The 24,733-nt window shown below is 40.6% G+C and carries 20 protein-coding genes; 5 read left to right on the top strand and 15 right to left on the bottom strand.

The window, feature by feature from the left end:
• Positions 1–61 precede the first annotated feature (61 nt).
• Both pepF and ACNAN0_RS03295 read left to right on the top strand, forming a co-directional pair.
• Positions 62–1,870 (top strand): oligoendopeptidase F, encoded by a 1,809-nt coding sequence (pepF, locus tag ACNAN0_RS03300; protein ID WP_416353861.1) that lies wholly within the window; start codon positions 62–64, stop codon positions 1,868–1,870.
• Positions 1,871–2,054: 184 nt separating this feature from the next.
• A complete protein-coding gene (locus ACNAN0_RS03295; protein ID WP_230912704.1) occupies positions 2,055–2,378 on the top strand; it encodes a DUF960 family protein in 324 nt (107 codons plus the stop codon).
• Between the two features lie 202 nt (positions 2,379–2,580).
• Here ACNAN0_RS03295 and ACNAN0_RS03290 read toward each other — a convergent pair whose 3' ends face one another.
• Both ACNAN0_RS03290 and ACNAN0_RS03285 read right to left on the bottom strand, forming a co-directional pair.
• Positions 2,581–3,378 (bottom strand): metal ABC transporter permease, encoded by a 798-nt coding sequence (locus ACNAN0_RS03290; protein ID WP_230912705.1) that lies wholly within the window; start codon positions 3,376–3,378, stop codon positions 2,581–2,583.
• The gene (locus ACNAN0_RS03285) at positions 3,378–4,088 is read right to left on the bottom strand and encodes a metal ABC transporter ATP-binding protein (protein ID WP_416353860.1); all 711 of its coding nucleotides are present in this window, start codon (positions 4,086–4,088) and stop codon (positions 3,378–3,380) included. The genes ACNAN0_RS03290 and ACNAN0_RS03285 overlap by 1 nt, the downstream gene beginning before the upstream one ends.
• 212 nt (positions 4,089–4,300) lie before the next feature.
• Here ACNAN0_RS03285 and ACNAN0_RS03280 point away from each other — a divergent pair, with 212 nt between their 5' ends.
• Positions 4,301–5,092 carry an alpha/beta fold hydrolase gene (locus ACNAN0_RS03280; protein ID WP_416353859.1) on the top strand — a complete coding sequence of 264 codons (792 nt, stop codon included), beginning with the start codon at positions 4,301–4,303 and terminating at the stop codon, positions 5,090–5,092.
• A 186-nt stretch (positions 5,093–5,278) separates the two neighbouring features.
• On the opposite strand, the gene ACNAN0_RS03275 is transcribed toward ACNAN0_RS03280, so the two are convergent.
• From ACNAN0_RS03275 to ACNAN0_RS03265, 3 genes are all read right to left on the bottom strand, one after another.
• On the bottom strand, positions 5,279–6,637 hold the full coding sequence (locus ACNAN0_RS03275) for a gluconate:H+ symporter (protein ID WP_230912708.1): 1,359 nt from the start codon (positions 6,635–6,637) through the stop codon (positions 5,279–5,281).
• A 24-nt stretch (positions 6,638–6,661) separates the two neighbouring features.
• A complete protein-coding gene (gntK, locus tag ACNAN0_RS03270; RefSeq protein ID WP_230912709.1) occupies positions 6,662–8,227 on the bottom strand; it encodes a gluconokinase in 1,566 nt (521 codons plus the stop codon).
• A 165-nt stretch (positions 8,228–8,392) separates the two neighbouring features.
• Positions 8,393–8,758 (bottom strand): DUF488 domain-containing protein, encoded by a 366-nt coding sequence (locus ACNAN0_RS03265; protein ID WP_416353858.1) that lies wholly within the window; start codon positions 8,756–8,758, stop codon positions 8,393–8,395.
• A 59-nt stretch (positions 8,759–8,817) separates the two neighbouring features.
• Between ACNAN0_RS03265 and ACNAN0_RS03260 the strand changes: the two genes are divergently transcribed.
• Together ACNAN0_RS03260 and ACNAN0_RS03255 are read left to right on the top strand one after the other, a co-directional pair.
• Positions 8,818–9,456 carry a DNA-3-methyladenine glycosylase gene (locus ACNAN0_RS03260; RefSeq protein ID WP_416353857.1) on the top strand — a complete coding sequence of 213 codons (639 nt, stop codon included), beginning with the start codon at positions 8,818–8,820 and terminating at the stop codon, positions 9,454–9,456.
• Between the two features lie 22 nt (positions 9,457–9,478).
• Positions 9,479–10,030 carry a GrpB family protein gene (locus ACNAN0_RS03255; RefSeq protein WP_416353856.1) on the top strand — a complete coding sequence of 184 codons (552 nt, stop codon included), beginning with the start codon at positions 9,479–9,481 and terminating at the stop codon, positions 10,028–10,030.
• Positions 10,031–10,286: 256 nt separating this feature from the next.
• Here ACNAN0_RS03255 and ACNAN0_RS03250 read toward each other — a convergent pair whose 3' ends face one another.
• From ACNAN0_RS03250 to ACNAN0_RS03205, 10 genes are all read right to left on the bottom strand, one after another.
• Positions 10,287–11,009, bottom strand: a complete 723-nt coding sequence (locus ACNAN0_RS03250) for an aspartate/glutamate racemase family protein (RefSeq protein WP_416353855.1) — start codon at positions 11,007–11,009, stop codon at positions 10,287–10,289.
• A gap of 24 nt (positions 11,010–11,033) precedes the next feature.
• A complete protein-coding gene (locus tag ACNAN0_RS03245; RefSeq protein ID WP_416353854.1) occupies positions 11,034–12,575 on the bottom strand; it encodes a UDP-N-acetylmuramoyl-L-alanyl-D-glutamate--2,6-diaminopimelate ligase in 1,542 nt (513 codons plus the stop codon).
• Between the two features lie 48 nt (positions 12,576–12,623).
• On the bottom strand, positions 12,624–14,444 hold the full coding sequence (locus tag ACNAN0_RS03240) for a glycoside hydrolase family 13 protein (RefSeq protein WP_416353853.1): 1,821 nt from the start codon (positions 14,442–14,444) through the stop codon (positions 12,624–12,626).
• A gap of 17 nt (positions 14,445–14,461) precedes the next feature.
• Positions 14,462–14,809: a DsrE family protein gene (locus ACNAN0_RS03235; protein ID WP_416353852.1), complete on the bottom strand. Its 348-nt coding sequence runs from the start codon at positions 14,807–14,809 to the stop codon at positions 14,462–14,464.
• Between the two features lie 138 nt (positions 14,810–14,947).
• Complete coding sequence (locus tag ACNAN0_RS03230) at positions 14,948–17,338, bottom strand: glycogen/starch/alpha-glucan phosphorylase (RefSeq protein ID WP_416353851.1); 2,391 nt, start codon at positions 17,336–17,338, stop codon at positions 14,948–14,950.
• Between the two features lie 32 nt (positions 17,339–17,370).
• Positions 17,371–18,813, bottom strand: a complete 1,443-nt coding sequence (gene glgA, locus ACNAN0_RS03225) for a glycogen synthase GlgA (protein ID WP_416353850.1) — start codon at positions 18,811–18,813, stop codon at positions 17,371–17,373.
• Entirely contained in the window at positions 18,813–19,982 is a 1,170-nt protein-coding gene (glgD, locus tag ACNAN0_RS03220) for a glucose-1-phosphate adenylyltransferase subunit GlgD (protein ID WP_416353849.1), read from the bottom strand. The genes glgA and glgD overlap by 1 nt, the downstream gene beginning before the upstream one ends.
• On the bottom strand, positions 19,979–21,124 hold the full coding sequence (locus tag ACNAN0_RS03215) for a glucose-1-phosphate adenylyltransferase (protein WP_230912721.1): 1,146 nt from the start codon (positions 21,122–21,124) through the stop codon (positions 19,979–19,981). The genes glgD and ACNAN0_RS03215 overlap by 4 nt, the downstream gene beginning before the upstream one ends.
• A 49-nt stretch (positions 21,125–21,173) precedes the next feature.
• The gene (gene glgB / locus ACNAN0_RS03210; protein WP_416353848.1) at positions 21,174–23,054 is read right to left on the bottom strand and encodes a 1,4-alpha-glucan branching protein GlgB; all 1,881 of its coding nucleotides are present in this window, start codon (positions 23,052–23,054) and stop codon (positions 21,174–21,176) included.
• A gap of 385 nt (positions 23,055–23,439) precedes the next feature.
• Positions 23,440–24,720: a serine hydrolase gene (locus ACNAN0_RS03205; RefSeq protein ID WP_416353847.1), complete on the bottom strand. Its 1,281-nt coding sequence runs from the start codon at positions 24,718–24,720 to the stop codon at positions 23,440–23,442.
• Positions 24,721–24,733 lie beyond the last annotated feature (13 nt).

The following is a 24,733-nucleotide window of genomic DNA, read 5'->3' as shown; positions in this document are numbered from 1 at the left end:
TACAAAGAAAAGCATAACAAATATGGTATGATAAGTCTAAAATTTAATTAGGAGGTCAATCATGACAACTGTAAAACAATTACCACGACGAAATGAAGTCCCTGAAGCATTGACTTGGGATCTGACTAAGGTATTTGCATCCGATGCTGCCTTCGAAACAGCGTTTGCAGATGTTGCTCGCCAGAATCAGGCCATTCAAAAAGTTCAGGGCACTTTAGGTCAATCAGCGCGTGCGTTAAAAAACAGTCTAACTCAGATCTTAGATTTGTTTAGAGCTTTAGAGAAAGTTTATGTCTATGCAAGTATGAAAAATGATCAAGATACAGATGACCCTAAATACCAAGGTTACCAAGCAAAAGTTGATAGTTTGGCGGCGCAAGTTAGTGCCAACGTCTCCTTTTTAGATCCAGAAATTCTAGCTATTGACCCACAAACATTAGCCAAATATTTAAATGATGAACCAGATTTAAAAGTCTATCAACACTTTATTGATAGTATCACCGTCAATCGCGCCCATGTCCTTGAGCCGCAAGCAGAAGCACTCATTGCTGCAGCCGGTGATGCCTTTAATACCGCCAGCAATACGTTCGGCGTTTTAAATAATTCGGATTTAAAATTTCCTGTCGTTAAAGACGAACAGGGCGACCCCGTCCAATTATCCAATGGGGTCTATTCTCGGCTCATTGAATCGACAGATCGTAGCGTTCGCAAAGCCGCCTTTGAAGGTTTGTATCATACTTATGATCAATTTAAAAATACGCTCGCAAGCACACTTTCTGGTGAAGTAAAGACACATAATTATATCGCTAAGGCGCATCATTATCAAAACGCTCGTGCACGGGCAATGGCTAGCAATCATATTCCTGAATCAGTTTATGACACTTTGATCGAGCAAGTAAATGCACACTTGCCGTTATTACATCGTTATGTTGCCCTTCGCAAAAAGATTTTAGGTCTCGATGAATTACACATGTACGACCTCTATACACCATTAACGGGTGAAGCACCGCTCAGCTACACCTTTGAGGAAGCCAAAGCTACTGCTAAAAAGGCATTGGCTGTCATGGGTCCAGATTATCTCAGTCACGTCTCGGAAATTTTTGAAAACCGTTATATCGACGTTGTGGAGAACCAAGGTAAACGTTCTGGTGCTTATTCAGGTGGTGCCTATGATACGCCGCCTTATGAACTGTTAAATTGGCAAAATAACTTGAATAATTTATATACGCTTGTCCACGAAACTGGCCATAGCGTTCACAGCTGGTATACCCGTCACAATCAACCCTATGTTTATGGTGACTATCCCATTTTCGTAGCTGAAATTGCATCCACAACGAATGAAAATATCTTAACCGAGTATTTACTGCAGACCCAATCTGATCCAACAGTACGTGCTTATATTTTGAACTACTACCTTGATGGTTTTAAGGGCACCATTTTCCGGCAAACACAATTTGCTGAATTCGAACATTTTATTCACCAAGCAGACGGTAATGGTGAGCCGCTAACCGCCGATATGATGTCTGACTACTATGGTAAACTTAATGCACGTTACTATGGTCCAAGTATCATCTCAGATCCACAAATTGCCTTAGAATGGTCCCGTATTCCGCACTTCTATATGAACTATTATGTTTATCAGTACGCGACTGGGTTCGCTGCTGCTGCCTTTTTGAGTGATCAGATCATGCAGGAAAAACCGCAGGCGCGTGAGAAATACATCGATTATCTCAAATCTGGCAGTTCCCATTACGCTATCGATACCATGAAAGCTGCAGGGATCGATATGACAAAACCTGATTACTTGATTGGTGCCTTTCAAACTTTTGAACAACGCTTAAACGAATTGGAACATTTATTACAGAGATAATAAGTTTGTTATTTTCTTGTTAAAAATAAAACATTATCGCAATCTGACTATCAATTCCATTACAGTCATAGGCATAACCTTGTTTTCTAGTCATTTGCTTAGTATGCTTTAATTAATCATTTATTTCGTTCTCTTTTGATTTATTAAAGCGAGGTCAAATATGCATCTTTATCATCGAAGAAAAATGTCTGAACCAGAAAATATCGTAAGTCATGCAGTTGCGTACGCGACACCACACTTTTTTATTCAATTACTCTGGACCTATATCGAGAGTTTGCAGCTTGAAAATGTCCGTCCGGCAGATATACAGTATTTTTCAATTTGTCAAAAACACGACTTATGTACCATTCAACTAGATCAACAAACACCTAAAGTTCACTTTAAATGGCAAATCAAACTGATCAACGATCAACTACAACTACCCGAAAACCTGGTCTTAGTTAACCAAGACCAGCGCCACATTCTTTGCCTCCCCCACGAGGTAGCCGAATACCAAGACTTTAATTAAAGTTTATACCCATTAATTGTTTCTTTATTGGAGAATATAACTAAAAAGCAGTTGAAAACAAATATTACCGTTATAGTGCCCTTAGAAATTAAGCTAAAACGCCTAATTCTAAGCGGCACTATATTTTGTTTTCAGCTGCCTTTTTAATGGCGATTTGACTATATTCAACGGGCTTTAAAGAAACTGTCCAGTGTGCTTATTTTCAACTTCTTTGAACTAAGCGACTGTATAAAATGGCTAACAAATAGATAAGCACTTCGATACTAGCAATAAAAAACGTCACAGGCCAGTTAGTCACATAGCCGAGATATAAACCCAGCCAAACGCCAATTAACGAAATACCAATGGCTATCATCAATAACTGTGGTACAGTACGGCCGAGGTATTGAGCACTAGCAGCAGGTAAGGTTAATAAAATAAAGACTAACAGTGAGCCAACAATCTGTGCCCCGATACTAACGGCAAATGCTAATAAAATTAAGAAAATAATTGAAATTAGATCGCGATGAATATTTTGTGAAGCAGCCCCCACGCTATCAAATGAATCAAAGACTAATGAGCGCCACATCATCAAAACAAACAACATCACCAAGGCAGATAAAATGATCAATTGCTTCACTTCATCGAAACTGATACCCACAATGCTTCCAAATAAAATATTCGTTGCATAGCTGGCATTCTTGCTAGATAACGATAAAAATAAAATACCTAGGCCGATAAATAAACTAGAGACAGCACTGATCGTTGCTTCTCGACGCGATTTCTCGACACCCAGCGCGCCAACGATCAAAGAACTTAAACTGGTAAAAATCAACATCCCATTCAAAGCCGATAAACCGGAAAAAACACCAAAGGCGGCCCCGGCAAAACCAATTTCAGATAAGGTATGGGATAAAAATGATAGATTACGAGCCACTACAAAGACACCGATCACACCACAAGTTAAAGCAATAAAGGTACTGGCTAAATAAGCATTTCTCATAAAGACTAAAGCAAACATTAGATAGCTCCCCTGACTTTTTCACGAATGAGACTTTGGTTCAGGTCAGCACTTGCCCCCGAACTCAATTTTCCGTCTTCTAACAAATAATATTTAGTAGTATAACGCGCTGCCAGCTCTAAATCATGGGTAATAAAAACAACAGTCAATTGTTCATTATGATTCAATTCCTGTACAAGCGCCATTAATTCATTTTTAGCCTGTACATCTAACGAAGCGGTTGATTCATCCAAAATCAATAAATCTGGATCATCTACCAAAGCTTGAGCAAGATAAGCACGTTGTTTCTCACCACCAGAAGCACTACCTAATCTTGTTTGCGCTAAATCCGTCAGATAGGTACAGGCCAGTGCATGCTTTAAATTCTGATGTTCCTGCTTTGTATAAAAAGGCCAGTGATGCCCCAAGCGATTTAATCCCACAAAACTCGCGATAGATAAGGGAAAATCATGATCGATATTACGAAATTGCGGCACATAGCCAATTTTTAGTTGCCGTGTCTCATGCAACGGGTGTGTTTCAATAGTGCCATGCACTGGTTTAACCTGATGCAATACTGCCCGAATCAAAGTCGTCTTGCCAGCCCCGTTCGCCCCAATCAAGCTGATCATTTCACCAGGATACAGCTGAAAATCTAAACGGTCTAAAACGACCTTGTCTGGAAAGCGAACGGTCAATTGTTTAATATTCAAAATTGGTTCTACTGTCATTTTTCTAGTGCCTCTTTCAATCAAAATCCAAAACATCATTATGATCTACACAACCGCAAATAATCTAATAGCAACATAACTGGTCACTCTGCTGCATTTCTCATTGTTTCCTAGCTCTAGGTATGCTTGACACCACGTTACCGATCATTTGAGTATAATAAAGTTAATGCTTAACTTTATTAAAAACCATCAGTGAAATCGAGGGCCTAAAAATGAAAAAATTATTTCAGCGTCTAGGTTTGATCGGTCTAATTGTTATTGTCTTATTGGCTGCTGTTCAAGGCCTACGAACAACGGCTTTACGACAAGTCAACGTCCACCAAAATAACATCCCAACCATTTTGCTTCACGGTGCGGGTGGTACCATTCTTTCCCTTGGTCCAATGGCCCTTCGATTCAATCTCTATCATATCGCTACGGTTGCCATGAAGATCACTGTAGACCACAACCAAACCATCCATTATCAACAATATCGGCCATTGCGCAATAATCCAGAAATCATTGTGATCCTAAAAAATAAATATGATGCCGAAGCGGGTACTAAAGCTCTAACTAAAATCATGCAGCACCTATATACTAAAAACCACGTACGACAAGTTAATTTTGTCGGCCATTCCATGGGTGGTGGCATTATGTTGACTTATCTTTTACATGCCACCAAAAATGCCCCTACCGTCCATAAATTTGTCTCACTGGCGACGCCTTATATGGGATTTGACGCCAACGAAGGGCCGAATAACCCACGCTATCAAGCCATGCTTAAATCACGAAAAAATTTACCGCGAACCCTACAAGTTTTTAATTTGGTAGGCAATGTCAAACACCGTGGCAATGATGCCCAGGTCAGCACCCGCTCCGCTGCTGGTCTTAGAAAGATCGTTGCTGGCCAAATTGACCGCTATATTTATCATGAATTTCCTGGAAATTTCCTCACAGCCAGTCATTTTATGATTCATGAAAACCCGCAAGTAGATGTCCTGATTGCCCGATTTCTTTGGTCTTAGCTTACTTGCTGCTTGATTCATATGAAAGTTTCTGCAAATAAAGCCAATAAACGCACACAAGGCTGAGGTACCCACAGCACCTCAGCCTTGCATTCATTTATCTAGCGCTTTTTGAAACAATAACTTTAATCTATCATATTTTTTCAGAAAGCACAATATATTAATTACTGAACTGTTTTTCCCCGTCTAGTGGAAAATGGCATCTAAAATCAGCGTACCCAGCAAGCCAGAAATAGAAATCAATGTTTCTAACACTGTCCAAGTCAAAACGGTTTGTTTGATGGTTAAATCAAAATATTCTCTAAACATCCAAAAACCAGCATCATTAACGTGAGATAGGGCTAAACTACCAGACCCGATCGCAATGACCATCAAAGCAGGATCAACTCCTGATTGCTGCATCAATGGTAGGACTAACCCAGCTGCCGTCAATGCTGCCACAGTTGCTGAACCTAGTGCCACCCGTAAAACCACGGCGATCAACCAACCAAGTAGCAGTGGTGATAACGCTGTCCCGGTAAACAAGGTTTTAACACTATCGCCGACACCACCATCAATTAAAACTTGTTTTAAAGCACCGCCACCACCAATAACTAACAGCAACATGGCGATAGATTTCACAGCATCTTCTAAGGCACCCATAATTTCTTTAGATGGTCGATGACGGCCCCAGCCCATGGTATACATGGCAAAGAGCAGAGAAATCGTCATGGCAACCACTGGACTACCAACAAAGCTGATAATGCCATCTAACAAACTTGGATTTTTCGGCTTGATCCCACCATGAACGGTCAATTCATAAATTGTTGTCAAGGCCATAATGACAACTGGAAATAGTGACGTTAAGACAGACAAGCCAAAGCTCGGCGTTTCATCAAGTTTGAAATCTTTTTGAGGTCCTAAAGCCGTTAAATTACCTCGGCGCTCAAACCCATCTGGCACAATTTTACGCGCAAGCTTAGTATACAGGGGTCCAGCGATATAAACCGTCGGAATGGCGATAATAATCCCAAATAATAGCACTTTACCTGTATTCGCATTCAAACTTGCAGAAATAGCTGTGGGCGCAGGATGTGGTGGTAAGAATCCGTGGGTCACTGACAAGGCAGCAGCCATCGGAATCCCTAAATATAAAACTGACACGCCAGCTTCAGAGGCAATCGCAAAGACGATTGGAATCAATAGAACCAAACCAACTTCAAAGAATAATGCGATCCCGATGATAAATGAAGCCAGTACGATGGCAACTTGCAATCGTTTCTTACCAAATTTCTCAATCAAAGTATGAGCAATCCGATAAGCACCACCTTCATTGGCAACTAAGCGCCCCAGCATGGCGCCGAAACCAAAGACAATTGATAACTCTCCTAATTGTGCCCCGATCCCGTTTTGAACACTAGTCGCAATTTTATCCAACGGCATCCCTAAGCCAATACCAATTAAGAAAGCAACGATTACTAAAGATACAAAGGTGTTCATTTTAAATTTAACAATGAGTAATAGTAGGATCAGGATCCCAACAATGAGTACAACAAAGGGGTTCATATGCCCTTCCTCCTTATATTAACGTCAATCTTGACTCTTGCCATGGATACTATTTTTATCCACATGCGTCCGCTGATAACCAGCAATGGCTTCATAATTGTCTTTTAAATCTTGCCCAACACGAATCCAAATTGGAATCAATTCACGGTAATTTTTGAAATTATCCTCATTAGGCTGATGTGACTTGGTCACACCAACCATATCTTTGACAACTGAAAGATCATCAACAATACCCAAACTATACATGGCCATTACCGCCGCACCTAAGCAAGAGCTCTCAAAACTTTCCGGAATATTGACTTCTTGTTCAAAAACATCAGCCAACATTTGCCGCCATAATGCCGAACGAGAGAATCCGCCAGTTGCTTGAATTTTAGTTGGTGCACCAGCAATTCGTTCGATCATCAGCATAACCATATACAAATTATAGACGATACCCTCTAAAGCAGAGCGCACCATATGGGCCCGGGTATGTTGTCGGGTTAACCCGAAGAACGTGCCTCGGGCATTTGCATCCCAAATTGGCGCCCGTTCGCCACCCAGATAAGGCAAGAAAAGTAACCCATCGGATCCGGCAGGAATTTTAGCGGCAATATCCGTTAAAATGTCGTAAGCATCAACTTGCATCTGTTCAGCAGTGATTTTTTCAGGGCCAAATAATTGATCACGAACCCATCGGAAAACGATACCGCCATTATTTACCGGACCACCTAAAACCCATTTATCTTCAGTTAACGCATAACAGAATAAGCGCCCCTGATCATCAACCATTGGCTTATCGACGACGGTCCGGACAGCACCACTTGTACCGATGGTCACCGCTAATACACCAGGATCAATGGCATTGACGCCTAAATTAGATAACGTCCCATCGCTGGCACCTAAAATAAAGGGCACATCAGCTTCAATACCCATATATTCGGCATAACTCTTATTTAAACCACGCATTTGTGCCGTTGTTGAAACCAAACGTGGTAATTGAGCTTTTGTCACGCCAGCTGTAGCTAGCGCCTGTTCGTCCCAATCCATCTTGAAAATATTAAATAAACCGGTTGCCGAAGCTAAAGAATAATCCATCACATATTCGCCAAAGAGCCGGTAGAAAATATAATCCTTAATGCCGATAAATTTTTGGGTCTTATCAAATAGATCCTTATGTTCTGTCCGCAACCAAATCAATTTAGATAGCGGGGCCATCGGATGAATCGGTGTCCCTGTCTTAGCATAAATCTCTTGACCCACACCACTGGCTAATAATTGTTTACTGTATTTTTCAGCACGGTTATCAGCCCAGGTAATGACCCGTGTTAGTGGTTGATTATCCTTATCCATCAAGATCACACTGTGCATGGCTGCTGAAAAACTAACACCTTTCAACTCTCCAGCTTTCACACCCGCTTTACGCACAACTTGCTGAATCGTTTGAATCACAGCATCGAAAATCTCATTAGGATCTTCCTCAGCCATATCAGGTGTTTCTTGATAAAGTGGATAAGTGACATTGGCATATCCTTTAACTGTCCCCTTCAAGTCATAAATCACAGCTTTGGTACTCGTTGTACCAATATCTACACCAATTACATAATCCATAATAAAAAACTCCTAATCTATTTTTTGATTCGGCGAAAGCGTTTTACACATAAAGAAAACGATTACGCAAAAAGACTATAACACATTCCACCACAAAAATGTTAGATTTTTGCTTCTGTGGACTAATCCATTTTACATAATCGTCCGTACCATTTATGATTATATTTATAACCCAAGTTTTTCTTTAATTAATTCCGCTAAAATAACTGCTTGGTTGTGGGCTTCATCTTTAGCGCCATATAGTAAAATCACATTTTCAGTGGCTAAATGTGTTTTGACCAATTGTAAAAAGTCAGCCAGATCTGAATTGCGATTTAATTCTGCTAAATATTTTGTTTTGAATTCAGCAAATTTCTCAGGATCATGATTGAACCACTTGCGCAATTCAGTTGACGGACCAATATTTTTATACCATTCATCTAAATGCGCATTGATCTTAGAAATACCTCGGGGCCACAAGCGATCTACTAAAATACGATAACCATTTAAATCGGCAGGCTTCGTATAAATTCTTTCTAATTTTAATACCATTTCCATCACCTCATCTATTATGATAGTATTAATGAGATTTTTTCTAAAGGAGTTTGCGTATGTCAGTTCAACAATTGATCGATTTTTTTGACCACCGACCTACTGAGTTAATCGCTCAAGATTTACTCGGTAAAACCTTACTATATCACGGTCCTAAAGGTACGGTTGGCGGCCTGATCGTCGAAACAGAGGCTTATCTAGGACAGCAAGATACGGCAGCTCATGCTTACCAAGGCCATCGTTCTAAAGCCAACGAACCACTTTACGGCCCGCCAGGTACAATTTATATTTATCAACGTCATAGCCAATACTGCTTTGACATCGCTGCGCAAGCCAAAGATATCCCCCAAGGTATTTTAATTCGGGGACTTGAACCTACAATTGGTTTGGCTATCATGCAGCAGAATCGGCAGCGTCCTAATTTTTATGAAATTACGAACGGTCCCGGTAAATTAATGCAAGCTTTGGGGATTCAAAGTACGGATATGAATAATTTGCAGATGGATCATGCCCCCTTAACAATCGACCTGACAACTTTCAAGACACCTAGGGCCATTGAAAGCAGCGCCCGTATCGGCGTTCGTAAAAACGGCACATGGGTAGATAAGCCGCTACGTTTTTTTGTAACTGGCAATCCGTATGTCTCTAAAATGCGCAAACGTGAGATGCAGTTAGAGACTCGAGGTTGGCAAGCTTAGTTCATATAAGGGAGATGTCCTAATGACCAAGAAATTATCAGAAATGAGTTTAACTGAATTGTGGCATCTGTTTCCCATTCAACTTGTCGCACATCAATCGGTTTGGCAGCAGTGGTACCAAGACGAAGCCACACAGTTAAAACAAATCCTACCTAGTAACCTGCAAATCCAATTGAATCACATTGGCAGTACAGCCATTCCGAACATTTGGGCCAAGCCAATTATTGATATTTTAGTTGAAGTTCCTCGATCAGATGAATTGCAGCAAATCAAAGCGTTGCTTGTGGCTAATGGTTATCTATGTATGGCGGCTAATGATCAGCGCATCGATCTAAACAAGGGCTATACCTTACAAGGTTTTGCCCCCCGTGTATTTCACATGCATCTACGAATTCTAGGTGACCACGATGAAATCTACTTTAGAGATTACTTGTTGACACACCCAGAAATTGCCAAAGCTTATGAACGATTAAAATTGCAGCTATGGCATAACTATGAATTTGACCGTGATGCTTATACTCAAAATAAAACTAAATTTATTACGAAATATACACAACTTGCTAAGGCAAAGTAGTCACTTAAGACAAACATGGTTAGAATAAAATTGTTCACAAACAAATAGTGGAGCGTGAGACAAAAGGGGCTCAGCACTTGAGCGTTAACAAGAATTGCGAAAAATGGTGGGCTTGCCATTTGAGTCATTCGTAGTTAGGTGAAGGTGCTGCCTTTTGGAACACATTTAAAAAAATTATTCGCAAAAAAAAATAGTGGTTGAAAACAAAACGTTCATTTTGTTTTCAACCACTATTTTTAATTTAAACGTAAACTAGTTAATCTTGACTATGTTCACGACGCATTTGCAACGCCATTTCAATGCTTTTGTCCACCAAAATACTTTGCGGATCGATCACAGGATAGTCGTGATCTGGTGCCAATTCTTGCGCTAAAGAAAGTTCTGTACACCCCAAAATCACGACACCGCAGCCAAGTTTATTGACCATATCGTCTAAAACTTCATGATACAATTTACCGTCCACATAATTTTGACCTTTGATATCATCATAAATCAGATGATTGACTTTTGCCTGCACGGCATCACCGCCAAGTATGACACTACGGCCAGCTTTTTGAATTTCATCACGGTAGATGCCATCTGCAATTGTCCCTTCAGTGGCAATCAAACCTGCTGACTGCAATTCGGGATATTGCTGAACCATGGTGGCTACAGCTAAGCGCGGCATATGCAAAATTGGAATTTTCGTTTGTGCTTGTAATTCGTCATAAAAATAATGTGCTGTATTACAAGCCATTACAAAAAACTCAGGCCCTAATTGGCTTTGCTGTTTGATATCTTCTAAAAGATCAGGATAGAAACTTGGTTGGCTGTGATCCAAAATATAAGTTGTTCGGTCAGGCACAGTGGCATGATTCACTAAAATATAATTTAAATAATCTTGGTCTTTATGCGCAGGCGTGCGCTTATTTAATAAACGAATATAACTCTCAGTGGCAGCAGTACCCATACCACCTAAAACGGTAAAAAATTGTTGCATATTTCCACTCCAATTATCTAAAAATCAAAGTTCAGCTACAACTTGCTTAGCAACAGCCAGGTCGGTTGGATAAGGCGTGTCGACGCCTCGAACCTTTTGATATGGATCAGCACCCTTACCCGCCAAAACAACAATATCGCCTGGTTGACTCATTGTGATTGCAGCTTTAATTGCAGCTTTGCGGTCTAAAACGATTTCTACGTTAACCTTATTATGATCGATAGCCTGGTCAATTTGCGTTGCAATATCCTGTGGATTTTCAAAACCAGGATCATCTGTTGTTAAGAAAGCTTGCTGGGCATATTCAGTCAAAACTTTGGCAAAACCCGGCCGTCTCGAAACACCCTTGTCACCCGGGCTCCCGACAACAACAATAAGTTTAGGATCATTATATTCTTTCTTAAGAAAACTAAGCAAAGCTTTCATACTAGCATAGTTATGTGCATAATCCACATAAACCTGACCATGACCTGGCACTTTCAATGACTCCATCCGTCCGGGAATACGAACATTGGCAATCCCCTTTTGGGTTTCCTCAGTATCAGCGCCAGCAAAAGCGGCAGCGATAATGGCCGCGGTTGCGTTGCTTTCATTGAAATCACCGATCAAGCTTAGCTGGTAAGCGCCACCAACTCCAAGTGCCTGAGCTTTTGGTGTCACAGGTGTGAAATTAAATCGACTCGTCGCTAAGTCAGCTTCTTTACTTTCAAAGCGGAAATCAATGTCAATATCTTGGGGGGCTTGAAAATCTGCCCCAGCATATAAATAGATACTATCCGGATTGGTCGTTGTTTTAGCCGCTGCATAAACTTCATCAAAGTGATCTGTTTCTGCATTGATGACACATTTGCGTGAATTAACCAGTAACTGCAGCTTGCAATGTAGATAATTATCGAAATCTGGATGTTCATTCGGGCCAATATGATCTGGCGTGATATTCAAGAAGAAACCAACATCATAGGTTAATCCAAAGACACGATTGCGCAAATAGGCTTGGGAAGAAACTTCCATAATCAAATGCGTCATGCCATTATCCACAGCAGCACGCATATCGTGGAAAAGATCTAAAGACTCAGGAGTCGTTAGATCAGACTTAAACCGTTGTTCAGGCTTAGGGCCTAATATCCGATCAATCGTTGAAAACAAAGCCGTTTGTTTATTGGTTGTAATATCCAAAATACCCTTCGTAAAATAAGCTGAAGTTGTTTTACCCTTCGTGCCCGTATAGGCAATCACAAATAGATCATCTTGGGGGTAGTCAAAATAAGCAGCAGACAGCAAGGCCATCGCTTTTTGAATATTTGTGACAATAAAGGCATTCATGCCTTTGCCTTCAGGGTAAGGCTGTTCAGCAACGTACGTGATGGCACCATTATCTTTTGCCATAGTCAAATAAATCGGCCGAAAATTGTCTCCCTTGCAAAAGAAAAGGGCATCTTTTTTGACCTTGCGTGAATCATAAGTGATATCAACCATTTTGGCATCTAAATCACCTTGAATCGCGCTACTTTTTAATAAATGGTGTTCCTTAAGAATCAACATACATGCATAAAGTGATAAAGACACAATAGCACCCTCTCAATCAAAATCATTAAACTACATTATAGCATACTCCTAGTCCAAGATTCGAAAATCATAGGCTTGTAACTGCAGCCCCGCTAACTTTGCTTGAGCAATTGCCTGTAACTTTTTGGGCAAGCCGACCGAATTTAGCAATTGTGGTTTTAAAACACCTTGATTGGGCGTTGGATTAACCACACAAAGTCGATATTGTGCATCAATTGAACTTGTCCGGAAAAAGCCGAATGCTGAACCACACGAAAAAGCATAGAAATCAGCATCATTATGAAATAAAGGATCATTGTGCCGTAACTGCAATAGATCTTGAACCCAAGTCTTGATTTCCAAATCTTCATGCTGCCAAGGATAAAACCGGCGATTATCTGGATCAACATCACCAGTCAGACCCGCCTCATCGCCATAGTACAAACAAGGCACACCAGGCAACGTATAAAACAATTGCAAAACTTGATGTAATTTAGCCTTGTTGGCACCAACAGCGGTCAACACTCGTTGCGTATCATGCGACCCAATATTATTAAAGTTATGAAAAAAGACGGTACGAGGATAATTCTCTTTAAGCGTCATGATGCGGGTTACAAATTCGCTTGCTGAGAGCTGTTGATTGACTAGCTGTAACAACAAAGTCCGCAAGGGATAGTTCATCACAGCCTGTAGCGCCCCACCTTCGATATAATGACGCCGATGATCGTAGCTAACTTTATTGCTGGCATCTTCCCAAACTTCACCGATCAATACATGCTGCTGGGGTTGATGCCGTTCTAACTGCTGCCGAATTTTTCGGATAAAGTCATCACTTAATTCATCAGCAACATCTAAGCGCCAGCCATCAACGCCTTTATTCGTCCAATAGCCAATCACACTTTGATCCCCGTCAGCAATAAACCTTTGAAAACTCTGGGAATCTTTATTGATAGCCGGTAAATCTTTGACGCCCCACCAACTCTCATAGTCATCAGGATAATGTTTGAATGTAAACCAATCATAGTAAGGACTCGACTGAGCATTTGCCGCACCAATCGTCTCATACGTATGGTAAAGATTGAAGTAGCGACTATCGGCACCAACATGGTTGAATACACCGTCCAAAATCACGTGCATATCCAAAGCGTGGACGGCATTTAAAAAGTGCTCAAAATCAGCTAACGTTCCTAAAACCTCATCGATTTTAAAATAATCACCGGTATCATAGCGATGATTGCTTCGAGCTTGAAAAATTGGGCTTAAATACAGTGCTGTAATACCCATCGCCTTTAAATTAGTGAGTTGTGATTCAATACCTTTTAAATTACCCCCATAAAAATCCCAGCGCACAATCTCACCAGCTTTATTCTTAATGTACATAGGCAGATCAGTCTGTCGACCATAAATAAAACTATTGGCTTTGGGGGCATTCACGTGTTGGTCAACATTGCCATTTTTAAATCGATCCACAAAGATATGATAAAAAGTGGCGTCTTGATACCAATCAGGTACTTGATCAATCGTATTGACAACCGTTAATTGATACATTTGCACTTCTTCTCGGGAACGGTACGTGACGCCTAGACCGCCATAGCCACCATCTTGGCAGCCATAATAAATAGCTGTGTCTGGTAATTCGATCATAAAAAAGTAAAAGTACAGGCCGCCTGTCTCCGGTATAAATTCACTTGTATACGTATCCGCTATTACTTGGTGCGCCGGTATAACTGCTTTAGGACCTGCCCAATGCTCATCTTGGTAAACGACTAGGGCCACGCGTTTGATATTTTCAATAGCCTGAATATGAATTTGGAACGTGACTGTCTTATGAGGTACAGTTGCCCCAAATGGCGCTTTATCAGTCGTTAAAAAAGAATTATATTCAATCACAAGCATACCTCCAAAATTTAAGGTTTAATATAAGCATAGCCTTTTGCTTCCAATTCAATCAGATCTAGAACGCCAACTGGTACCACAGTCACCCCAGCTGGCAGTTGCGCAGCCGTGATCTGGTGCGCACGCATAGAGTTACGACAGGCATGAAATTGAACCTGAGGTAGCGTTGCAATCGTTGTGGTGGTTTCTGGCTGGGTCAGTACCGTAATAGCAGCCCCATTTATTAACATCACTACCGTCAAGGCCATTTCTGAATGTACTTGCTGATAAGCATATAAATTCTTAATATTTGCAACTGCATGTTGAAACTGACCTGGTTCAGATACGTGAAAAACAACTTGGTATTGATCAACTGTCATATAAACTTTCCTCTCTTAATACAAGAAAATGGCCGAAACAAAATCAATGTTTTGTTTTCAGCCACCTATTTGTTTGCGACCAATTAAACTTTAAACGTGTTCCAAAAGGCAACGCCTTTTGGAACACTCAAGCCATCTTTATTCAGCCGGATCTTCAATTTTAACGTGCCAAATATCTTCAGCATATCTCTGAATCGTGTAATCAGAAGCAAACCGACCGCTGGCAGCAATATTTTGAGCACTCATTTGATACCAATCATAACGATCTTGATAAAGTTGGCTAATTTTTTCTTGGGCTTGTACATAGCTATCGTAATCCGCTAATACAAAATATTGATCATTGTACTGTACCAAGGAATTGAAGATATCGCGACCTTCAGTAGTAATATCTGGAATCGTGCCATCGACCAAAGTATCCAATATCCGATGAATGCGCGCATTCGTCTTGTAGATTTGTGCAGACTGATAGAAATTAAAGTTTTCAACTTCATCTACTGTCATACCGAAAGTGACAATATTGTCTGAGCCGACAGCATCTTTAATTTCAATGTTAGCCCCATCTAAAGTTGCTAATGTAATCGCACCGTTTGCCATTAGTTTCATGTTACTCGTACCCGAGGCTTCTTTACCAGCTAAAGAGATTTGTTCACTTACATCAGCAGCCGGAATAATTTTCTCGGCGATAGATACACCATAGTTGGGAATGAATACGATTTTCAATTGGTTATTAACTTCAGGATCATGATTGATCAAATCAGCTAAAGCATTGATCAATTTAATGATTTCCTTAGCATAATAATAGCTTGGCGCTGCTTTAGCCGCAAAAATGTGTACTCGCGGAACCGTTAATTTTTTGCCATCTTTGATTTGCAAGTATTCATCAATGATATATAAGGCATGCAATAACTGCCGCTTATAAGCATGCAGCCGTTTGATTTGAACATCAAATAAGGCGTGCGTATTGACTTTGATTCCTAACTGTTCTTGAATTTGAGTCGCTAATTCCCGTTTATTTTTATGTTTGACATCACCTAGTTTTTGCAAAATGGTTTTATCTTGAGTGAGGACTTTGAATGCACGTAAGGCATCTGGGTGGCGTTGCCAATCCGTACCAATAGCTTCATTTAGCAAGTGACTCAGTCGTGGATTAGCAACCAATAACCACCGGCGCATAGTCACACCATTGGTTTTATTATTGAATTTTTCCGGGTAAATTTGATAAAGCCCATTTAAAACACTACTTTGCAGCAATTCAGTATGCAATTTAGCCACACCATTGACACTATGACTGCCAATAACAGCTAAATAGGCCATCCGCACTTGTCCATCTTGGATAGGTGCGACTGAACTAACGAGTTCAGCTCCGTGAATTGGGACCATCTTTTGCCGGAAACGATGATCGATCTCTTGAATAATTTGATAGATCCGCGGCACTGTTTTGGCAAACATATCTTCCGGCCAAGTTTCTAGAGCTTCGGCCAATAAGGTATGATTGGTATAAGACATGACTTGCGTGGTAATATTCCAAGCACGATCCCAGCCAAGAAATTCCTCATCCATTAAGATACGCATCAATTCTGCAACGGCCATAGCCGGATGGGTATCATTGATGTGAATCCCAACCTTTTGACTAAATTCATTGAAATTTCGGTGAGTTTTACGATATGCGCGCACAATACTCTGTATCCCCGCCGACACGAAAAAGTATTCTTGCTTCAATCGCAATAAGCGGCCTTCATAATTGGAATCATCTGGATACAAAACTTCCGTAATATCATTCACTTGTTGTTTCTCAGCTAATGTATACCGTTGATCAGCATTAAAAGGCAATTCAGCTGACCAAAGGCGCATCGTATTCACCACATTATTTTTATAGCCAACAATGCCAATATCGTAGGGCACAGCAATCACATCGTTGGTATGTTCATAAACAGCACGTAAATGGCCTAAACTATCTTCTTTTAACCAGACGTTGCCACCAAAATGAACGACACAAGCGCGATTTTCTTTTCTAACTTCCCAAGCATTGCCATTACGCAACCAATCATCTGGTAATTCAACTTGATAGCCATTCACAAAATCTTGTTTAAATAGACCATACTGATAGCGGATGCTATTGCCATTCAAGGCAACACCTTCTGAAGCCGCACTATCTAAAAAGGCTGACCCTAAGCGGCCTAAACCGCCATTACCCAGACCAGGATCCGGCTCACGCCCAGCAATTTCATTATATTTAAGGCCCAATTTTTGTAGTCCTGATAAAACCACATCGGTGATGCCGAGATTCAACATATTTTGTGTTAAAAAACGGCCCGGTAGAAATTCAATTGAAAAGTAGTAAATTTGCTTGCGATCCTGCTTCTCATATTTTGTGCGTGTTTGTTGCCAGTCTTTAGCATAATAATCACGAACAACGCTGGCCAAAACACGATATTGCTGGGCTTTACTTGCTTCTGGAATAGCCATAGAATACATAGCCATCATACGATCTTGGTAATCTTTAATAAACTTTTCTTCCGTAATTTTCAAGATTAAACACCGTGTACTTTCCCGCAAAAAAACTATGCGTGTAACAATTCATTATATAGACCAACATACAATTGCGCTGATTTACGCCAAGAAAAGTCAGCTGTCATATCTCGTTTAATTATCCTTTGGAATGCCTCTGGCTGCTGTGTATAAATTTGATGCGCATAGGTCATTATTTTACCTAAAGTTGCGGCATCATAATTGACAAAGCCAAAGCCAGTCCCAGTATCTTCAAATTCATTAAAGGGTTGTACTGAATCTTTTAATCCCCCAGTTTCATGGACAATTGGCACTGTCCCATACCGCATGCCCATCATTTGTGATAAGCCTGAAGGTTCAAAGGCAGAGGGTACCAAAATAAAATCAGCACCGGCATACATCTGCTGGGCAAACTTCTCATCAAACCGAATATTCGTAGATAACTGTGCTGGATAGCGATCTTGCATCCATTTGAAATCTGCTTCTAGATCTTGATCACCTGTCCCCAACAAAACCATTTGAACATTCTGCTGTACTAAAAAGTTATCCAATGTTTGTAACAAAAGATCCATGCCCTTTTGCCGCGTTAAGCGTGAGATCACGATAAAGAGCGGATCATCTCTTTGCGGTAGATGCACTAACTCTTGAAGGTAGCGCTTATTTAATTTTTTCTTATCTAAATTAGCAAGGTCATAATTGTACCGGACATTGCTATCCGTTGCCGGATCATAAACTTGCGTATCGATGCCATTTAAGAAGCCAGCTAATTTATAACTATTAGCACGTAAAACCCCATCTAAGCCTTCACCATATTCAGGTGTTTGAATTTCTTGAGCATATGACGGTGAAACAGTCGTCACTTTATCAGCAAATTCAATACCGCCTTTCATGAAATTCACCGTATCATAATATTTATACCCAGATTCATTGAAATACTGACGTCCAATCCCAAAGATACTATCTAAAATAACAGGATCATAGATACCTTGAAATTTAAGATTATGAATCGTCAAAACTGTTTTAATATGACGTAAAGCATCAATCCAAGCATATTTGTCTTTTAACAACACGGGAATAAACGCCGTATGCCAATCATTCAAATGTAAAATATCAGGGATAAACTGAATCTTCTCCAGCATTTCAATGACCGCCATCTGGAAAAAGCCAAAGCGTTCGCCATCATCGGGGTAACCGTATAAACCATCTCGATCAAAGTAAGTTAGATTATCAATAAAATAATAGGTTACACCATTACGATGCAGCATTTTGACGCCCGCATACTCATTCTTCCAACCCACACGAACGGTAAAATGCGTGACATCCTGCAGCTCATTCACAAAAGCTTCCGGCATTTTTCGAGGATAGTAAGGCAAAACAACACGGACATCATATGCCTGATTGACTAAGGCTTTTGGTAATGCAAACATAACATCTCCAAGCCCACCCGTTTTATAAAATGGGGCGCTTTCTGCAGCCGCAAATAAAATTTTTTTCATTATCGTTGCACCCCCTTATCAATATCCGCTTCATGCAATATTGAGGCTCCTTTTGCAAAAATGATGGGTTGTTCTGGTGTCCCTTCAATTTTTAGTCCCGCGCCAATCACAACACCCTTATCCAAAATGGCGTACTTCACATGCGATCCAGGCCCAATTTTACAGTTTTGCATAATGACCGAGTTCGCCACTTCAGCGCCACGGTCAATCTTGACACTTCTGAAAATCACCGAATTATCTACTCGGCCCTCAATGCGGCTACCTGTACCCAAAAGCGTTGTATTTACGATCGAACTCTTCGCAAAAAAGGTCGGAATCTCATTTTTATTCTTCGTAAATATTTGCCGCTGACTAAATAATAAAGCTTGATAATTGGCTTCATCCAGCATAGCCATATTGGCATCAAAATAACGTTTGACCGTGTCGATCTTAGAGTAGAAACCCGTATATTCATAAGCGTTAGCATTATAAACTTCTACGGCTTCACTCAAGATCTGCTGTAGACTGGCATAAGTATCTTGCTCGCTGGCATTTTGCATCAGCTCAATAAATAAACTCGTCCGCATGAGGTAAACGCCCATATTCATTGGCAGCATATGGTTAACGGCATCCGGTGTCACTTCTTTAGCCTTCAAAATTGCGGTCACATCGCCAGCCTCAGATATGTTTAAGGCTGCTTCATCTGGCGCAACTGTTTCAGGCTCCTGCCGCTTATACAAGACCGTAATGGGATTATTACCATCGACGTGAAACTGTAAAACTTCCTCAACGTTAATATTTTCAACATTCCCCGCACCAATGACAATTGTGTAGCGTGAATCTGATTTGCGTAAAAAAGTTAAGTAGTCATCATAGTAACGTTTGCGATTAACTGGGTCAGAATAATCTTTTTCAGCCACGTATGGGAAGGTAAAGATGCCGCCTGTAATCGTATCTAGGTTCCAAGAATTGCCACTGCGGATATGATCTTGAACAGAACGGCCACTTTTAGGTAAGAACATGGCTACATCCCGAATACCAGCATTTGATATGGCTGATAGTGGAAAATCAATCAAACGATAACGGCCAGCAAATGGCAATGTGCCAACCGGACGATTACTGGTCAATGGTCTTAAAGCCTCATCTGGTTCATTCAAATCAACAATGGCACTAATAATATTTTGTCTCATCCTTTGTCGACCGCCTTTCCTAGCACTTCTTGATAACCGACGACTGCTATATCATCTTCAGTGCCAACTACATTCGCACCGTCGCCGATAATTGCACGTTCGCCAACAATGGCATGATCAATCGTGACGTTCTTACCAATTACCGCATTGGGCATGATCATGGAATCGCGAATCACAGAGCCAGCCCCCACCTTGACATTCTGAGATAAAATTGAATGTTCAATATCACCAGCTACATAGCAGCCATCCACAACCATTGCATTGTTTACGCGTGCTGATTTAGTAATGTACATTGGTGGTAAAGCATCATTACGCGAATATACCCGCCACTCTTTATCACCAATATTCAATTCATTATTAGGTTCAAGGAACTCCATATTAGCTTGCCACAAACTTTGAATCGTGCCAACATCTTTCCAATAACCATGAAAAGCATATGCGTAGGTTGGTTCATTGTGTGCTAAGTATGCTGGAATCACATCTTTCCCAAAGTCTTCCATCTTCATATCCGTCGCATAACTGTCAATCAAATATTTTTTCAATGTTGGCCAATTAAAAATGTAAATCCCCATTGAAGCTAAATTGCTCTTAGGCTGTTTTGGCTTTTCTTCAAATTCAATGATCCGCTCGGTTTCGTCAGTATTCATAATGCCAAATCGGGGTGCTTCAGCCATGGAAACCGGTAAAACACCAACTGTCAAAGAAGCCTTTTTAGCTTTGTGATAATTAAACATCGCTTCATAATCCATTTTGTAAATATGGTCCCCAGATAGAATCAACACATATTTAGGTGAATATAAGTCGATATAGTCCATATTCTGATAAATGGCATGTGCGGTCCCTTCAAACCATTTTTCACCTTCCCGGGATGCAAATGGCTGTAGAACAGTGACACCGGCATTTTTTTCATCGAGACCCCAACTAGCCCCATTTTGAATATGGGCATTTAATTCTAAGGGCTGGTATTGAGTGACTACCCCAACGGTATTCACACCTGAATTGAAACAATTGCTTAACGCAAAATCAATGATCCGATAACGGCCACCAAATGGTACGGCGGGTTTGGCCGTCGACTTAGTTAATTTTCCCAAACGTGAGCCTTGCCCACCAGCTAAAATCATTGCTAACATTTCTGTACTCATAATTGCGGGATGAACCCTTTCCTCCTTTGTACAAAACCTATCCTGATCATTACAAAATTAAAGCTTTAGGTTTAATGATCAATGCACTCATGGCCGGTAAAATAACTTCAATAGACTCTGGTTCACTTCTATAGCCTTGTCCGGTTGTTTCAAAAGTGCCCTGTCCCTTAGTCCAAGTACCGCCAAAATCCTGCATCTCTGTGTTCAATAACTCTGTATAAGTTCCAGCATAAGGCACCGGAATCCGAAAATGCTGTTTTTCCACCGGCACTAAATTAAAAGCAAAAACTAAAAAGTCTGTTGTGGCTTTTCCTAGTCGGATAAAACCTAAAGTTGACGAATTTGGATCATCTGCATTGGTACTATTGATACCTTTAGGATCGTGGTCAAGCTGCCAAAAAGCTTTTTCTTGATGATAAATGGCGTTCAATTTGCGTGTGAACTGCTGCATTTTATGATTCATTTCATCATTTAAGTCCACCCACTCGAGCGCACTCCAATAGCGCCATTCCAAGAACTGACCCCATTCACTGCCCATAAATAACAGCTTTTTACCTGGGTGAGCCATCATATATACCAACATTGTCCGTAAATTGGCAAATTGGTTATACCGATCACCTGGCATTTTGTGCATTAGTGACTGCTTGCCATGAACGACCTCATCATGAGAAAACGGCAAGATAAACTGCTCATCATACATATACAAAAATGAAAAGGTTAATAAATTGAAATGATCGTGTCTAAACAGTGGATCCATTTCAAAGAATTTTAAAGTATCATGCATCCAACCCATATTCCACTTATAGTTGAATCCCAGCCCACCTTCATCAACGGGTGCTGTCACTTTGGGAAAAGCCGAGGACTCTTCAGCAATCATCAAAATATCAGGATGGTATCTAAAAACGGTGGTATTTAACTTTTTAATGAACGCTTGACCTTCAAGATTGCCATTATCCCCGTACTGATTGACAGTGCCTTCTTTACCAGCGTCATAATCTAGGTAAAGCATGTTTGATACAGCATCCACGCGCAGCCCATCTAAATGACAATAATCCAGCCAGTACATCGCACTAGAGATCAAGAAGCTTTGAACTTGGGTTTTACCCAAATCAAAATTCCAACTACCCCAGCGGACGTTATTTGCCCGATTAAAATCAGCGTATTCAAAAGTGGGCGTCCCATCGAATTGGGCTAGTGCGTCAGTATTACGAATGAAATGTCCAGGCACCCAATCCATAATGACACCGATTCCCGCGGCATGAAAAGCATCAATCATGTCTAAAAAATCAACTAAGCTACCAAATCTACTGGTTGGAGCAAAATACCCCATGAGCTGATAACCCCAAGACGCATCCAGCAAATGTTCCATTAATGGCATGAACTCCACATGGGAATAGTGCATTTTTTTAACATATGGGATCAACTGCTCAGTGATCTCGCGATAGGTCAAATAACTACCATCATCGTGACGCTGCCAAGAGCCCAGGTGAACTTCATAAATATTGACTGGCGCCTGATAAGGTTTATGCAATTGCCGCTGTTTAAGCCAATCCGCATCATGCCAAATCTTATGTGGTCTAGGCAAAACGACGGCACCATTCCCAGGTTTGTGCTCAAAACCAAAAGCGTAAGGATCGACTTTTAATTGATAACTGCCATCTTGTGCTTGAATTCCAAATTTATATAAATCATTAACTCTCGGCAACTCGGAAGTTACCGTCCAAATACCAGTCCCAGCTACTAATTTCATTGGCAGCTCTTGGGACCAATGATTAAAATCCCCAACTAAATAAACTTGCTTGGCATGTGGAGCCCAAACATTAAACTGAAAGCCTTGATCAACTTGATGACACCCTAAAAATTCATAACTTTCAAAATATGCCCCAGTATTAAATAAATAAGCACGCTTTTCAAAGGTCTCTTTAGCCATTAAACTCCCCCTAATGCTGATAGCGGTAACATTACAAGATAATTATACAACACTTATGTAACAGACATGTAAATCAACGTTTCACTATTAAAATTTTAATAATTAAGCCTGCAACGACCCAACTTTATTTGAATATAATTCTATTATAGTCTTCTCAGTGAAATTGTAATAGTCATATGCCGTGGAAATATATATCCTATCACTCTCGATACAGCAACAGTTGTTTTTAAAATCGCTTTCAATCATAATTACTATATAATGGTAACCAAAACATAGCTTTGATTCTATCTCATTAAATTTGTATCATTTGCCTTACATACAAAAAAACTGCTATATCCTCTTCATGATTGAGGTATAGCAGTTTTTCTTATTTAACGATTCAATTTTAAAAAATACTTTGCAGTTGCCGCCAAAATATTTGATACCAAGGTAAGCGCTGAACTTTTGTTCTAGTTCCGATTTGGATTGAGGCCGGATTTGATACAAAGTGTGCTTGATTGCCTAATTGAAAATAACCCACAATTTTTGTTTTAGCGACCGGCGCCTCAACAACACGTTTGTTTAGCTGAACATGGCCCTGAGCTGGCTCAGCTTTAGGCTGCCACAAAGAAAAATTCTGCTTAGCAACTAAGGTAACATGTTGCTGCACCCCATTTTTAATCTGAAGCCGTGGCTGTCCCGGCAATGCTTGATTTTTAGTCGTTAAAGTTTGATATTGCCAATGATCTAAGACCTGAGTCAATAGATTTTTAGTTGCTACAAAGCGTTTACTCTTGTCAGCAGATGCACCATGGGCATTCATGACCACACTGATCAAGCGCCGTTTACCAACTGGTAAGGTTGCCGTAAAACATTCACCAGCTGCATCACTTGTCCCTGTTTTCAAACCATCAACTGGTAAATTGTCATCAGCTAATGCGTTTCCAGGTAATAATAAATTCCAATTTTTCATGTCGGTCTGGTCGGCTTGGCCCTTAGCAAAAGTTGCACTTGCTAGCTTAGTTGTTTGTAATACTTCGGGATAATCCTGTAGCAAGTGCTGTGCAATCAAAGCTACTTCATAAGCTGACAACCCATTTTCTGCATGTGGTGCTGTACCATTTGTCTGCAAATCACCTAATAAATCATTATTTAAACCACTCACATTAACGATTTGGGCATCTTTGACGCCCCATCTTTGCAACTGTGCATTCATCTGCTGTACAAACGCTTCCTGAGACCCAGCAACTTTTTGGGCCAGCAGCATGACGGCCACATTGGCTGAATAAATCCACGATGCTTGGTAAAGGTCAGCCACAGTATAAGCCGTATTTGCCGTCAATGGAACATTAGATAACTCTGTCTGCTTACTCAAATTCGCCTGAGCTTCATTGGGCACCACCGTATCTGACCATTGCACTCGGCCTTGATGAATAGCCTGGAGTACCAGATACAAGCTCAACATTTTCGACATTGAAGCAACTGGCAATACCTCATGAGCTTGTTTTGCGTATAGCACTTGTCCACTTTGAGCATCTAACACCACAGCCGCCTTTGCATCCGCTTGATAACTACCAATATTGAAATCATTAGGTGTATCGGCAAAAACTTGTTGGCTGGAACCAATCAATGTCACAATCAGGAAGCAGCTGGCAATAATTAGCTCTAAAATTCGTTTTTGTTTCATATATGGTGTTCGC

The organism is Agrilactobacillus fermenti (assembly GCF_047943045.1).
GTDB lineage: Bacteria > Bacillota > Bacilli > Lactobacillales > Lactobacillaceae > Agrilactobacillus > Agrilactobacillus fermenti.
Note: the sequence above shows the minus strand (reverse complement) of the source record. Positions and strands in the feature narration are given on the sequence as shown.

Bases quoted from the DNA above. Each gene is read 5' to 3' on its own strand.
- pepF (WP_416353861.1), top strand. From the start codon at position 62: ATGACAACTGTAAAACAATTACCACGACGAAATGAAGTCCCTGAAGCA.
- ACNAN0_RS03295 (WP_230912704.1), top strand. From the start codon at position 2,055: ATGTCTGAACCAGAAAATATCGTAAGTCATGCAGTTGCGTACGCGACA.
- ACNAN0_RS03290 (WP_230912705.1), bottom strand. From the start codon at position 3,378: ATGTTTGCTTTAGTCTTTATGAGAAATGCTTATTTAGCCAGTACCTTT.
- ACNAN0_RS03285 (WP_416353860.1), bottom strand. From the start codon at position 4,088: ATGACAGTAGAACCAATTTTGAATATTAAACAATTGACCGTTCGCTTT.
- ACNAN0_RS03280 (WP_416353859.1), top strand. From the start codon at position 4,301: ATGAAAAAATTATTTCAGCGTCTAGGTTTGATCGGTCTAATTGTTATT.
- ACNAN0_RS03275 (WP_230912708.1), bottom strand. From the start codon at position 6,637: ATGAACCCCTTTGTTGTACTCATTGTTGGGATCCTGATCCTACTATTA.
- gntK (WP_230912709.1), bottom strand. From the start codon at position 8,227: ATGGATTATGTAATTGGTGTAGATATTGGTACAACGAGTACCAAAGCT.
- ACNAN0_RS03265 (WP_416353858.1), bottom strand. From the start codon at position 8,758: ATGGTATTAAAATTAGAAAGAATTTATACGAAGCCTGCCGATTTAAAT.
- ACNAN0_RS03260 (WP_416353857.1), top strand. From the start codon at position 8,818: ATGTCAGTTCAACAATTGATCGATTTTTTTGACCACCGACCTACTGAG.
- ACNAN0_RS03255 (WP_416353856.1), top strand. From the start codon at position 9,479: ATGACCAAGAAATTATCAGAAATGAGTTTAACTGAATTGTGGCATCTG.
- ACNAN0_RS03250 (WP_416353855.1), bottom strand. From the start codon at position 11,009: ATGCAACAATTTTTTACCGTTTTAGGTGGTATGGGTACTGCTGCCACT.
- ACNAN0_RS03235 (WP_416353852.1), bottom strand. From the start codon at position 14,809: ATGACAGTTGATCAATACCAAGTTGTTTTTCACGTATCTGAACCAGGT.
- glgA (WP_416353850.1), bottom strand. From the start codon at position 18,813: ATGAAAAAAATTTTATTTGCGGCTGCAGAAAGCGCCCCATTTTATAAA.
- glgD (WP_416353849.1), bottom strand. From the start codon at position 19,982: ATGAGACAAAATATTATTAGTGCCATTGTTGATTTGAATGAACCAGAT.
- ACNAN0_RS03215 (WP_230912721.1), bottom strand. From the start codon at position 21,124: ATGAGTACAGAAATGTTAGCAATGATTTTAGCTGGTGGGCAAGGCTCA.
- glgB (WP_416353848.1), bottom strand. From the start codon at position 23,054: ATGGCTAAAGAGACCTTTGAAAAGCGTGCTTATTTATTTAATACTGGG.
- ACNAN0_RS03205 (WP_416353847.1), bottom strand. From the start codon at position 24,720: ATGAAACAAAAACGAATTTTAGAGCTAATTATTGCCAGCTGCTTCCTG.